Source organism: Sphingopyxis sp. BSN-002 (genome assembly GCF_022024275.1).
Classification (GTDB): domain Bacteria; phylum Pseudomonadota; class Alphaproteobacteria; order Sphingomonadales; family Sphingomonadaceae; genus Sphingopyxis.
The window spans coordinates 2808106-2820540 of record NZ_CP091804.1 but is presented as its reverse complement, the minus strand read 5'-3'; the positions used below and the strand labels follow the sequence as shown (position 1 = coordinate 2820540).

The following is a 12435-nucleotide window of genomic DNA, read 5'->3' as shown; positions in this document are numbered from 1 at the left end:
TGAACGCAAAATAAATGATAGGGCTGCCGCGGCGGTTTATGGCGCCTTGACGACACACCCCTTCGGCGCGTCGGCCGGCGCCGGAATGCGGCGCGCGGTGGTAATCGTGAATTGCGGTTCGAGCATCTGTCCGACCATCACGCCCAAACCCGCGGTCGGCGAGGTCGGCGCATCATAGATCTTCTGGACGACATCGGCGCCCGCGATCAGTTCGCCGAACACGGCAAAACCGGCATTATCGCCGCTTGCGGCGGGATCGGCGTTGAAGCCGGGAACATCGCTGAGCAACAGGAAGAAATCGCTCGTCGCCTGTCCCGGTGCGCCGCGCGCCATAAGCATGGCGCCCTTGCACGCCGTCAGGCCGGTGACATTGGTCGGCTCGTGCGCGATCGGCGGATAATTGAGCTTCGCATCGCCACGATTGCCGCCTTGGATCAGCGCGCTGTAAGGGCCCCAGCTTTTCGTGGAGCGATAGAATTTGAAACCGTTCATCCGCTTGCTGTCGACATAGCGGAGGAAGTTGGCGGCGGTGACGGGGGCTCGCTTGTCCTCCAGCCGGAGGACGATCGTCCCCGCATTGGTGACCAGTTCGACATAGGGCCGCGTATCGGGAGCATCGGGCGACGACGACGGAGGAGCCGACGCCGTGATCGGCGACGGTGCCGGAACGGGTGCAGGTGTCGAGGCGGGATTCGCTGCGGCGGCCAGCGACAAGGACAGGATCAGGCTTTGCAAAATCATGGAATCACTCTGCTTCGGACAAAAGATCGGCGGTCAGGCTATACGCTGCCGGCCGCCTCGCCAAGACGCGGAGACGATCATTAAACCTTTCGGTTGACAATCGAGGCTGATAAGTCAATATTCAACCATATGGTTGAACATGATTCGCACACCCTCGACACGATCTTCCACGCGCTTGGCGATGCGACGCGGCGCGCGATGCTCGGTGAACTGGCTTCAGGCGAGCGAAGCGTCGGCGAACTCGCCCAGCCCTTCGCCATGTCGCTCGCGGCGGCATCGAAGCACATAAAGGTCCTCGAGGCCGCGGGTCTGGTCCGCCGTGACGTTCGCGGTCGCACCCATGTCTGCAGTCTCGACCCGGCGCCGCTGATGAGCGCCGATCAGTGGCTCGGCATCTATCGCCGCTTCTGGACCGATCGCCTCGATACCCTCGAACGCCTGCTCCGCGACAGCCCGCCCCCGCCCCCCAAGACTCCCCTCCCCGGGAAAGAAGGAGAATGACGATGACCGCCATGCTGACCGACGACACCTACGGCACGCTCAGCGAGCCCGCGACACTGACGCTCCAGCGCCTGCTCCCCGGACCGATCGAACGCGTCTGGGCCTATCTCACCGATGGCGAGCTTCGCCGCCAGTGGCTCGCCGCGGGCGCGATGGAGGAAAGGGTCGGCGCGCCGGTCGAGTTCGTCTGGCGTAACGACGAGCTGACCGACCCGCCGGGCGAACGTCCCGAAGGCATGGCCGAAGAGCATCGCATGACGTGCGAGGTCACCGCGGTCGACGGCCCGCACAGCCTGTCGGTCAGCTGGGGCAGCACCGGCGGCGTGACCTTCACCCTCGAGGAGCAGGGCGACGAGGTCCTGCTGACCATCGTCCATAAACGGATCGAGGACGTCACCGTCCGCCTGAACGTCAGTGCCGGCTGGCACGCGCATGTCGACGTGCTCGAAGCACGGCTGCGCGGTACGACACCCGCGCCGCACTGGGACAATTGGGTGCACCTGCGCGCCGACTATACCGCGCGCTTCGCACGCTGACATCGCGGGGACCCGCGACCGGAGGGGCCGCCTCGCGCGGCCCCTTCTTTTTTGTGGCAATCGGCCCGACTGTTGTATAGCAATAATACAGTTTCAGGAGGGGCGAAGCCATGAAGCGGAGATGGAAGATCGTGCTCGGGGCGCTCGGCGCCCTGATCGTCGTTGGCGGTGGCGGCTTCGCCTATATGCTGACGCAGCCGCCGAAGCCCGCGAAGATCGTCGAGGCCGGCCCGACCGGGCAGCGGATCGAGGGCGGCGGCCTGCTCGCCAACTATTATCCGGGCAGCGGGACCGCGCCGCATGCAGCGATCCTGCTTCTCGGCGGCTCCGAGGGCGGACTTGGCAAGGACATGCGCGCTGCCGCACTGCTGTTGCAGGCCGAGGGCTTCACCGTCCTCCAGCTCGCCTATCACAACGCGCCCGGCAAGCCGGCGAAGCTCAAGAACATTCCGCTCGAGGATTTCTATCGCGGACTCGACTGGCTGAAGAAGCAGCCAGGGGTCGACCCGGCCCGCGTCGGTATCGTCGGCTATTCGAAGGGCGCCGAGGCCGGGCTGCTCGTCGCGACGCGCTATCCCGGCATCGGCGCCGTCGCGCTGGGGATGCCGTCGAGCGTCGTCTGGGACGGCATGAGCGGCGAGAATTACATGCTCGGCTCGTTCAGCTCGTCGTGGAGCGAAAAGGGCAAGCCGGTGCCGCACCTCGCCTATAAGGGCCAGCCCGACAGCCGCGGGCTGATGGCGGTGTTCGAAGGCGGCCTCAGGGAAGTGGACAGGAACCCTGCGGCGATCATCCCGGTCGAAAAATACACGGGCAAGCTGCTGCTCGTCTGCGGCGAGGCCGAGAAACTCTGGCCGAGCTGCCCGATGACCGACCGGATCGTTGCACGGGCCGCGAAGGCAGGCGCAGCGGCACCGGTCGTTCTACGCTATAAGGACGCCGGGCACGGCGTGATGGGAGCCCCCTTTACCGACGACAAGGCGCGCGCAAACTGGAGCCAGATGGGCGGCACCGAGGCAGGCAACGCCGCCGCGCGCGCCGACAGCTGGCCGAAAATCGTCGCCTTTCTCAAGGCCGGGCTTGCGGCGCCGCCTGCTCCTGCCTCGGGCAGCTAATCAGCTCGCGGGCGGTTGAAAGGCCGCCCGCGCGCGTGCGGCCCTGGCGCGGATCGCGCAGCCTTCGGCATGATCGTTGATCAGCCCCATCGCCTGCATGAAAGCATGTACCGTCGTAGGGCCGACGAATTTCCATCCGCGCTTCTTGAGGTCTTTCGACATCGCGATCGAGGCGGGCGATGTCGATGCAAGGAACGGAATATCGCCGTGCGGCTCGAAGCTCCAGACATAGGCTGCGATAGAGCCCCTCTCGCGCACAAGCTCCTGCGCGCGGCGGGCATTGTTGATCACCGCCTCGATCTTGCCGCGGTGCCGGACGATCCCGGCATCCTGCAGCAGCCGCTCGACATCGCCGTCGTCGAACGTCGCCACGCGGCCGAAATCGAAGCCGGCGAAAGCGGCGCGAAAATTCTCGCGCTTCATCAGGATCGTCCGCCAGCTGAGGCCCGACTGGAAACCTTCGAGGCTCAGCTTCTCGAACAGACGGCGGTCGTCGGCGACGGGAAAGCCCCATTCCTCGTCGTGATAGGCGATATAATCGTCCGACGCGGCGCACCAGCCGCAACGCGCGATACCGTCGGAAGCAGTAAACAGGGTCATGGGCGGCCTCGCAGTTCATTCACGATATGTTCCCCTATCAGAGGCAAGCCCTCCTCTCAAGCCGGCAGCGGATCGGATGCTTTATCCCGGCGCGTCATGCGGTTAGGGTCATACCCATGCGAAGATACCGGACAATCCGGCTGGCGAGCGTCGCCATTGCCATTCTCGCCCTGTCGGCCTGCGCCGGCGGCAATTTCCGGCCTGTCAGCGACACGCCGGTGCGGATCGGTCCGCCCTATTCGATCCGTGGCACGACCTATGTCCCCGCGGCGGCGCCTGCCTATGACGTCGTCGGCTATGCGAGCTGGTACGGCAGCGAGTCGGGCAACCGCACCGCAAACGGCGAGCAGTTCCGCCCCGGCTGGATCACCGCCGCGCACACGACCCTGCCGCTGCCGACCTATGTCGAGGTAACCGCGCTCGATACGGGACGCCGGATCATCGTGCGCGTCAACGATCGCGGACCATTTGTGCAGGGTCCGCGGATCATCGACCTGTCACGGGGCGCCGCCGAGGCGCTCGGCGTCAAGGCGCAGGGCCACGCCCCCGTCCGCGTGCGCAAGGTCGAGCCGTCCGACAAGGACCGCGGGCGATTGCGCGAGGGCAAGCCCGCCGCCGCGCTGCCGCCCGTTCCGCAGCAGGAACTGCAAAGACTCCGGGCCCAGCTTGCCGCCAAGGGGGGCTAGCCGGCCCAAAGGAAAAGGGGCCGCCTTACGGCGACCCCTTCCCTGTTCCGGTATCGGAAAGACTTAGTCCTTCAGGAAGTCGGGCACATGGCCCTGATCTTCCGGACCGTCTTCGCTGCGCTCGCGGCGCGGGCCACGGTCGCCACGGCCCTCGCCATCACGGCGCGGGCCACGGTCGCGGCCGCCACGGCCACGATCACCGCGGTCGCCGCCGTCACGGCGCGGACCACGATCGCCGCGCGGCTCGCGGGGTTCGCGCGCCGGACGGGTGTCTTCCAGCTCTTCGCCGGTTTCCTGATCGACGACGCGCATCGACAGGCGGACCTTGCCGCGCTGGTCGATCTCGAGGACCTTGACCTTGACTTCCTGGCCTTCGCTCAGGACGTCCGAGACCTTCTCGACGCGCTCGTTCTTGATTTCGCTGACGTGGACGAGACCGTCCTTGCCGCCCATGAAATTCACGAACGCACCGAAATCGACGAGGTTGACGACCTTGCCGTCATAGATCTTGCCGACTTCAGCTTCCTCGACGATGCCGCTGATCCACTTGCGGGCGGCTTCGATCTGGTCGAGATCGCTCGACGAGATCTTGATCAGGCCTTCGTCGTCGATGTCGACCTTGGCGCCGGTGGTCGCGACGATCTCGCGGATCACCTTGCCGCCGGTACCGATGACGTCGCGGATCTTCGACTTGTCGATCTGCATCATCTCGATGCGCGGCGCGTGTGCCGACAGCTCGCTGCGGGTTTCGCCGAGCGCCTTGTTCATTTCACCGAGGATGTGCGCGCGGCCTTCCTTGGCCTGGTTCAAAGCGGCTTCGAAGATCTCGCGCGTGATGCCCGCGATCTTGATGTCCATCTGCATCGTGGTGATGCCTTCGGACGTACCGGCCACCTTGAAGTCCATGTCGCCGAGGTGATCCTCGTCGCCGAGGATGTCCGACAGGATCGCATAATCCTTGCCTTCGAGGATCAGGCCCATCGCGATGCCCGAGACGGGGCGCTTGATCGGCACACCGGCGTCCATCATCGCGAGCGAACCGCCGCAGACCGACGCCATCGACGACGAGCCGTTCGACTCGGTGATGTCGCTGGTGAGGCGGATCGTATAGGGGAACTCGTCCTTCGTCGGCAGCACGGGGTGCAGCGCGCGCCACGCCAGCTTGCCATGACCGACTTCGCGGCGGCCCGGGGCGCCGAAGCGGCCGACTTCACCGACCGAATAGGGCGGGAAGTTATAATGGAGCATGAAGTTCTGGTACGACAGGCCGTTCAGGCCATCGACCATCTGTTCGCTTTCCTTGGTGCCGAGCGTCGCGGTGGCGATCGTCTGCGTTTCACCGCGGGTGAACAGCGCCGAACCATGCGCGCGGGGCAGGAAGTGCGTTTCGGCGACGATCGGACGAATCTGGGTCGTCGTGCGGCCGTCGATGCGCTTGCCGTCCTTGAGGATGGCGCCGCGAACGATTTCGGCTTCCAGCTTCTTGGTCAGCTTGATGCCGGCCATGACTTCCTGCGGCGACAGGCCATCGGCGGCGAAGCTTTCCTTCGCCTTCGCGCGCGCTTCGTTGAGCGCATTCGAACGGGCCGACTTGTCGGTCAGCTTGTAAGCGGCGGCAATGTCCTTGCCGATCAGCTTCTTGAGCTTGTCCTTGATCGCGGCATTGTCGTCGCCGGCGGCGACTTCCCACGGATCCTTGGCGGCCTGTTCGGCGAGCTTGACGATCGCCTTGACGACTTCCTTGCACGCGTCGTGCGCGAACAGGACGGCGCCGAGCATGACCTCTTCCGACAGCTCGTTCGCTTCGGATTCGACCATCATCACCGCATCGTAAGTGGCGGCGACGACGAGGTCGAGGTCGCCTTCGGCAACCTGTTCGTCGGTCGGGTTCAGGATATATTCGCCGTTCAGGTAACCGACGCGCGCGGCGCCGATCGGGCCCATGAAGGGCACGCCCGAGATGGTGAGAGCGGCCGAAGCGGCAACCATCGCGAGGATGTCGGGTTCGTTGTGGCCGTCATAGCTCAGCACCTGAGCGATGGCGTTGATCTCGTTGTAGAAGCCTTCGGGGAACAGCGGGCGGATCGGACGGTCGATCAGGCGGCTGACCAGCGTTTCCTTTTCGGTCGCGCCGCGTTCGCGCTTGAAGAAGCCGCCCGGGATGCGGCCGGCGGCCGAATATTTTTCCTGATAATGGACGGTGAGCGGGAAGAAGTCCTGCCCGTCCTTCACCGACTTCGCGGCGGTCACGGCGCACAGGACGACCGTTTCGCCCAGCGTCGCCATCACGGCGCCGTCGGCCTGGCGGGCAACCTTGCCCGTTTCGAGGGTCAGCGTTTCACCGCCCCACTCGATCGATACTTTTTTCACGTCAAACATGTGGTTTCCTTCGCCCGCCGGGCCCTATGCCGGGCGGGGCCTCTGATTCCGGGCAATCCGGCCCGGGGCGGTACGGGGCGCTTTGATGCCCCTGTGGCGGTCCCGCCGGATGCGGGAGCGGCCCTGCGGTCGCGCACAAATGCGGGCGACCAATATGACAGCGGCCCCGGAAATCCGGGGCCGCCAGAAACTCTTACTTGCGAAGACCCAGCTTCGCGATCAGCGCCTGATAGCGGCCCTCGTCCTTCTTGCGGAGGTAGTCGAGGAGGCTGCGACGCTTGTTGACCATCATCAGCAGGCCGCGGCGGCTGTGGTTGTCCTTGTGGTGCGCCTTGAAGTGAGCGGTCAGCGTGTTGATGCGGTCGGTCAGGATCGCGACCTGCACTTCCGGCGAACCGGTATCGCCCTTTGCGCGGGCATTGTCTTCGATGACTTCGGTTTTGCGCTCGGCGGTAATCGACATAATCTGTTTTCCTCGAACATCGTGTTTTAAAGGTTGAAGCCGCGGACAACCTTCAGCGTTCCCGCCAAAGCCTCGATCAGGGCGACGGGACGCATTTCGCTGTCCCTTCCCCAATAGAGCCCGTCATCCGTGCTACCCCCGGTCCAGACGCGACCCTGACGGATCGCCCCTGCCGCTTCCGGAGAAAGGTTCAGAGCCGGGATGTCGACCAGCCCTGCCTCGAGCGGCAGAAATACTTCTGATTGGGCGGCCCCTTGGCCGAAAGCGTTCAATTTGTCCAGCGAAATCGCCTGCGAGAGGTCGAACGGCCCGGCTTTGGTCCGGCGAAGCATGGTGACATGCCCCACCGTTCCGACGGCCCGGGAGATATCGCGCGCCAGCGATCGGATATAGGTGCCCTTCGAGACGTGGGCGGTGAGGGTGATGGAGTCGAGCGGTGCTTCCCCATTCTCGTCATCCCGGACTTGATCCGGGGTCGATTTTTCACCGGCGGCCATGGATGCCGGATCAAGTCCGGCATGACGAAGGGAATAAACCGTCACCCCCCGAGCCTTCATCTCGACCTCTTCACCGGCCCGCACGCGGTCATAGGCGCGCTGGCCGTCGACCTTGATCGCGGAATAAGCCGGCGGAACCTGTTCGATCGGTCCGGTGAAGCGCGGCAATACGGCCTCGATCTCGGCCAGCGTCGGCCGCACATCGCTGGTTGCGACGATGTCGCCCTCGGCATCGAGGCCCGCGGTCTCGGTCCCGAACTGCACGGTGAAATCGTAGATCTTGCTCGCGTCGAGCATCCGCCCGCACAGCTTCGTCGCCTCACCGAGCGCGATCGGCAGTACGCCGGAGGCGAGCGGATCGAGCGTCCCGCCGTGCCCGACCTTGACCTTGCCGAGACCGGCCTCGCGGCAGACGCGCTTCACGGCGCCGACTGCCTGCGTCGAGCCGAGCCCCACGGGCTTGTCCAGAATGATCCAGCCGTTCATTCCGCGCGCCCTGCTGGCGCGCGGGACGCTTGTCAATTCGACTTCGCTGCTTTGTCGGCCTCACGCTTTGCCTTCAGCTCGGCCTTGGTCGGCGGCGGCGCCGAACTGACGAACGAAACCAGCGGACAGCGTTCGCCGCGGACAAGGATCGTCGCGAAGCGGTCGAGCCGCGATGCGCCGCGCGTGTCGACGCCGATCGCCTGCGCGAAGTCGACGTCGCGGCACCGCGTGGCGAAGGTGCCATAATACCAGTCGCCGCCGCGGTCCTGGATCCATATCCCGTTTTCATTGTCGGCGCGCCAGTTGCGGATCGTGGTGTCGTTCGGAAAGACGATGCCCGATTCGACGCCGAGCGCGCGCGGCTCTTGCGCGGGCTCGGTGGCGGCCGCTGCAGAAAGGGGAAGCAGCATGGCCGCCAGGGAGAGTGCGAGTTTCTGTTTCATGTCGAGTCTTTCAGCCGAATGGCCCTGCCCGATCGCTGTGCTAGCAGATCGAGTCTGAACCGGCACTGACCCGTAAGTATGAGCGCGATCAGCCCAGCCAATCGCCGGCGAGCAGCGACCAGAGTCCGGTGTCGCGCAGATAGCCCGTCCAGGTGATGCGCTCGGATCGCAGCACGCCTTCCTTGACGCACCCCAGCTTCGTCACCGCCGCCTGCGACCTTTTGTTGCGCTCGTCGATGCGGAATTCGATGCGGCGGATGCCGACGGCAAAGCCATGCTCGATCATCAGCTTTTTCACCCGGCGGTTGAGCCCCGTCCCTCGCATATCGGGATGGATATAGCTGTTGCCGATCTCGACCGTCTGCGCCGACCAGTCGGGACGCAGCCAGGCGGTCATGCCGACAAGCCGGTCGCCCGCGATGACGGCATAGGGCATGCGCCCGCCGCCGCCGATCAGCGCATCGAAGCTCGCGTCGAAATGTGCCGGGTCGAAGCTTGACGAGTAGATGGTCCAGATATCGGCATCGGCCGCGCAGACCGGCCGCAGTGCCTCGCGATGCGCCTCGATCAGCCTGACGAGGCGAAGATCGCCGTCGGCGAGATCGACGTAGAGGTCGCCTTGCATCACTGGACGCCGGCGGTCGCGAGCAAGATGCCCAGACCGACCTTGGCACCGCCGAGACTCTTGGTCTTTTCGACGTCGATCCATTCATCGAGCGCATGCGCCCGCCCGCCCTCGCCGCCCGACCCGATCGTCACCGCCGGAATGCCGAGGCTCATCGGCAGGTTGGAATCGGTCGATGAAAAGGAGGATACGGGATTGAGCCCGTTCGCGCGGATGATCGCATTGGCATTCTGCACGATCGGCTGCGTCGCCGCGGTCTCGCCCGCAGGGCGGTCGCCGATCATCTTGATTTCGGCGGTGATCGGCCCTTCCCTCACCGACCGCGCGGCGTTTTCGCCCTCGACGCTCTTTTTGACCACGCCAAGAAACGCCTGTTCGAGCTTGGCGAGTTCGGCAGGACTTTCGGAGCGCATGTCGAACTCCATGAAGGTCTCGTTCGGGATCGAATTGACCGACGTGCCGCCGCCCGTGACGCTGGCCGCGTAAGTGGTCTTGGGCTTCGCGGGGACTTGTATCTTGTAGAAATCGACGACCGTCTGGCTCATCGCCGCCATCGGATTCACGAGGCCGAACGCGCTGAAGCTGTGGCCGCCCGGCCCCCTGTAGGTGATGCGATAGCGCTTCGACCCGACCCCGCCGGTGACGATGCGCGAGGGATCGAGCCCGTCCATCGAGAAAAAGGCCTTCACCCTGTCCTTGTATTTGCCCTTGGTCAGAAGGTAGCGAACGCCGCGAAGGTCGCCGGGGCCTTCCTCGCCGACATTGCCGACGAAGATGATGTCCTGCTTCACCTTGACGCCGCTCTCCTTCATCGCGCGCGCATAGGCGAGCAGCACCGCAAGGCTGCGCGTATCGTCGCCGATACCGGGGGCATGAAGGCGCGTGCCTTCGCGGCGGACCTTCACCGGCGTGCCTTCGGGAAAGACGGTATCGAGGTGCGCGGCGATCATCACCGCCGGACCGCCCGCGGGGCCGGTACCGCGATAGACGCCCGTCACATTACCCTCTTCGTCGATTTCGACGTCCTCCAGCCCCGCGTCCTTCAGCATGTCGCGATAGGCGGCCGCGCGCGCAGCTTCCTTGAACGGCGGCGCGGGAATTTCGGTCAGCCGGATGATCTCGTCGACCATCCGGTCGTGATCGCGGTCGAGGATCTTCGTCGCCGCCCGATAGGCCCTGGTCTTGAGCACCGCCTCGGGCTTCGACGCCGGGGCCGCCTGGACAGGGGAGACGGCGAGCAACGCGGAGGCAAGGCTCAGCGACACGATCTTGTGCATGATAGTCCTTTCGAAAAAGCCGGAGATAGCGGCGCTGGATCAGGCCGACGTCAGCGCCGCGGCAGCCTCGCGCCGCTTTTCCATGAAATGACGGCGGCACATCGCGACATAGCGGTCGTTGCCGCCGATCTCGGTCTGGGCGCCCTGCACCACCGCACGGCCCCGCTCGTCCACGCGCAGGTTCATCGTTGCCTTGCGCCCGCATTCGCACACGGCCTTCAGCTCGACGAGCGCATCGGCGATGCCGAGCAAGGCCGCCGAGCCCGGAAACAACTCGGCGGAGAAATCGGTGCGCAGGCCGTAACAGAGCACCGGTATGCCGGCTTCGTCGGCGAGCCGCGCGACCTGCAGCACCTGTTCGCGCGACAGGAATTGCGCCTCGTCGATCAGCACGCAGGCGAGCGGGCGCTGGCGGCTCTCCTCGCTCACCGCCTCGAACAAATTGCTCTCGGGATCGAACTTGTGCGCCTCCGCCATCAGCCCGATCCGGCTCGTCACCTGTCCGACGCCGTAACGATCGTCGAGCGCCGCGGTCCACAGCATCGTTTCCATGCCGCGCTCGCGATAGTTGAAGTCCGCCTGCAGCAGCGTCGTCGATTTGCCGGCATTCATGCTGGCATAATAGAAATAGAGCTTGGCCATGCCGCTGCGATACCGCCTTGGCAGCGGCGCGCAACGGGAATCAGACGGCCCCGAGCAGGGCGCGGAACCGGCCGGGCTGCGGCAGCAAGTCGGCGAGCGTATAGTCGTCGAGATAGCGGACGAACGCGCCGAGCGCGCCGCCAAGCACCCCCTGCAATCCGCACGCGCCGCGCACCGGACAGGTCGAGGTCGCGGCGTCCATGCATTCGACGAACGTATCGAGATTCTCGAACTGGCGAACGACCGCCCCGACGTTGATCTCGCCGGTCTGCCGCGCCAGCCGCATCCCGCCGCCGCGTCCGCGCTGGGTCGCGACATAGCCAAGCCCCTGCAGTCGCTGCGCGACCTTTGCGAGATGGTTGCGCGAGACGCCATAATGGCCCGCGATCTCGTCGACCGACATCTGCTCGCCGGTGGCGCCGAGCGCCATCAGGATGCGCAGGGCATAATCGCTGTGAAGGCTTAACCGCATAAAATGCGCATATCAGATATTGATTTTACACTCAATCGCGAATAAAAGGTATTTCAGATACCAATTATCGAGTCGGAACGATGAAACACGCCGCCCCCACCCATCCCCATGCGATCGCTGCGCGCGCGGACCGTCAGGCCGAAGCGCAGGCGATGGGCATCGATGCGGACTTTATCGCGGCGCTCGTCGACCGCTTCTATGCCGCCGTCCGCACCGACGCCGACCTCGGACCGATCTTCGGAGCGCGGGTCGACGACTGGCCCCTGCACCTGGGGCAGATGAACCGCTTCTGGCAGTCGATCCTTCTCGGCACGGGCAGTTTCACCGGCAATCCGATGATGAAACATCTCGCGATCCCGGCGCTCGGACAGGCGCACTTCGAGCGCTGGCTCACGCTCTTCTACGGCACGTTGCGCGAGGTCGCGCCGACGCCGGAGGCACGAAACCATATCGGGGCCAAGGCACGCATGATCGCCGACAGCCTCCTCACCGGAATCCGGGTCCATCGCGACCGGGATGAAGCCTTGTCCAGCAAAGTGGAGCTTCCCCATGTTTGAGCATCTGACATCCGACCATGACAAAGCCGCCATCCACCTGCCGAACGACCCCTATGAGGTCCATGGCATGCAGGCAGGCTTTCAGTTGCCGCGCGCGATCTGGCGGACGATGTTCGCGCTTTATGGCATCTTCTTCGTCGGCATCGCCGCCGCGACGGGGCGCGACACCGCGACGATATTCATGCTCGTCGTCTCGTTGCTCTATACGTTGATGTACTTCGTCACCGCCGGAATCCTGCACGCGCAGAAGGGCGAGGAACATGCCTCGCCGCTCGATCGCAGCGACGGCGTGCTGCAAACCTGGACCGGGCCGATGGACCGCCATACGGTCGCGGCGCAGATCCTGGCCGTGCCGGCGGGCTTCGCCTTCCTCGGCGTTACCTTCCTCGTCATCCGCGCGAGCGCAGGCTTCTGA

Annotated in this window: 16 protein-coding genes; 6 read left to right on the top strand and 10 right to left on the bottom strand. The window is 65.1% G+C overall.

Annotated elements, in window-relative coordinates; all coding sequences use genetic code 11:
• Nucleotides 1-36 precede the first annotated feature (36 nt).
• Nucleotides 37-741: a peptidylprolyl isomerase gene (locus tag L7H23_RS13935; RefSeq protein ID WP_237836469.1), complete on the bottom strand. Its 705-nt coding sequence runs from the start codon at nucleotides 739-741 to the stop codon at nucleotides 37-39.
• Between the two features lie 129 nt (nucleotides 742-870).
• Between L7H23_RS13935 and L7H23_RS13930 the strand changes: the two genes are divergently transcribed.
• The 3 genes from L7H23_RS13930 (at nucleotide 871) to L7H23_RS13920 (ending at nucleotide 2893) form a co-directional block, all read left to right on the top strand.
• The gene (locus L7H23_RS13930) at nucleotides 871-1242 is read left to right on the top strand and encodes a metalloregulator ArsR/SmtB family transcription factor (protein ID WP_237836468.1); all 372 of its coding nucleotides are present in this window, start codon (nucleotides 871-873) and stop codon (nucleotides 1240-1242) included.
• A 2-nt stretch (nucleotides 1243-1244) separates the two neighbouring features.
• Nucleotides 1245-1778, top strand: coding sequence for an SRPBCC family protein (locus L7H23_RS13925; RefSeq protein ID WP_237836467.1), 534 nt, complete (start codon nucleotides 1245-1247; stop codon nucleotides 1776-1778).
• A 110-nt stretch (nucleotides 1779-1888) separates the two neighbouring features.
• Nucleotides 1889-2893: an acyl-CoA thioester hydrolase/BAAT C-terminal domain-containing protein gene (locus L7H23_RS13920; RefSeq protein WP_237836466.1), complete on the top strand. Its 1005-nt coding sequence runs from the start codon at nucleotides 1889-1891 to the stop codon at nucleotides 2891-2893.
• On the opposite strand, the gene L7H23_RS13915 is transcribed toward L7H23_RS13920, so the two are convergent.
• Nucleotides 2894-3493, bottom strand: a complete 600-nt coding sequence (locus L7H23_RS13915) for a DNA-3-methyladenine glycosylase I (RefSeq protein ID WP_275671202.1) — start codon at nucleotides 3491-3493, stop codon at nucleotides 2894-2896.
• Between the two features lie 116 nt (nucleotides 3494-3609).
• Between L7H23_RS13915 and L7H23_RS13910 the strand changes: the two genes are divergently transcribed.
• A complete protein-coding gene (locus L7H23_RS13910) occupies nucleotides 3610-4179 on the top strand; it encodes a septal ring lytic transglycosylase RlpA family protein (protein ID WP_237836465.1) in 570 nt (189 codons plus the stop codon).
• A 63-nt stretch (nucleotides 4180-4242) separates the two neighbouring features.
• Here the strand turns inward: L7H23_RS13910 and pnp are convergent, their stop codons facing one another.
• The 8 genes from pnp to L7H23_RS13870 all read right to left on the bottom strand — a co-directional run bounded on the left by pnp (nucleotide 4243) and on the right by L7H23_RS13870 (nucleotide 11463).
• Nucleotides 4243-6558, bottom strand: a complete 2316-nt coding sequence (pnp, locus tag L7H23_RS13905; protein WP_237836464.1) for a polyribonucleotide nucleotidyltransferase — start codon at nucleotides 6556-6558, stop codon at nucleotides 4243-4245.
• A gap of 193 nt (nucleotides 6559-6751) precedes the next feature.
• Nucleotides 6752-7021: a 30S ribosomal protein S15 gene (gene rpsO / locus L7H23_RS13900; protein WP_237836463.1), complete on the bottom strand. Its 270-nt coding sequence runs from the start codon at nucleotides 7019-7021 to the stop codon at nucleotides 6752-6754.
• 26 nt (nucleotides 7022-7047) lie between these two features.
• Nucleotides 7048-8004: a tRNA pseudouridine(55) synthase TruB gene (gene truB / locus L7H23_RS13895; protein ID WP_237836462.1), complete on the bottom strand. Its 957-nt coding sequence runs from the start codon at nucleotides 8002-8004 to the stop codon at nucleotides 7048-7050.
• A 32-nt stretch (nucleotides 8005-8036) separates the two neighbouring features.
• Nucleotides 8037-8447, bottom strand: a complete 411-nt coding sequence (locus tag L7H23_RS13890; RefSeq protein WP_237836461.1) for a DUF6491 family protein — start codon at nucleotides 8445-8447, stop codon at nucleotides 8037-8039.
• 88 nt (nucleotides 8448-8535) lie between these two features.
• Nucleotides 8536-9072, bottom strand: coding sequence for a GNAT family protein (locus L7H23_RS13885; protein WP_237836460.1), 537 nt, complete (start codon nucleotides 9070-9072; stop codon nucleotides 8536-8538).
• Nucleotides 9072-10349 carry a M20/M25/M40 family metallo-hydrolase gene (locus L7H23_RS13880; RefSeq protein ID WP_237836459.1) on the bottom strand — a complete coding sequence of 426 codons (1278 nt, stop codon included), beginning with the start codon at nucleotides 10347-10349 and terminating at the stop codon, nucleotides 9072-9074. The genes L7H23_RS13885 and L7H23_RS13880 overlap by 1 nt, the downstream gene beginning before the upstream one ends.
• Before the next feature lie 39 nt (nucleotides 10350-10388).
• Nucleotides 10389-10991 carry a thymidine kinase gene (locus tag L7H23_RS13875; RefSeq protein ID WP_237836458.1) on the bottom strand — a complete coding sequence of 201 codons (603 nt, stop codon included), beginning with the start codon at nucleotides 10989-10991 and terminating at the stop codon, nucleotides 10389-10391.
• A 40-nt stretch (nucleotides 10992-11031) separates the two neighbouring features.
• Nucleotides 11032-11463: an Rrf2 family transcriptional regulator gene (locus tag L7H23_RS13870; protein ID WP_237836457.1), complete on the bottom strand. Its 432-nt coding sequence runs from the start codon at nucleotides 11461-11463 to the stop codon at nucleotides 11032-11034.
• An 80-nt stretch (nucleotides 11464-11543) separates the two neighbouring features.
• On the opposite strand from L7H23_RS13870, the gene L7H23_RS13865 reads away from it, so the two are divergent.
• Together L7H23_RS13865 and L7H23_RS13860 are read left to right on the top strand one after the other, a co-directional pair.
• Complete coding sequence (locus L7H23_RS13865; protein ID WP_237836456.1) at nucleotides 11544-12020, top strand: group III truncated hemoglobin; 477 nt, start codon at nucleotides 11544-11546, stop codon at nucleotides 12018-12020.
• Nucleotides 12013-12435 carry a hypothetical protein gene (locus L7H23_RS13860; RefSeq protein WP_237836455.1) on the top strand — a complete coding sequence of 141 codons (423 nt, stop codon included), beginning with the start codon at nucleotides 12013-12015 and terminating at the stop codon, nucleotides 12433-12435. Before L7H23_RS13865 ends, L7H23_RS13860 begins: the two co-directional genes overlap by 8 nt.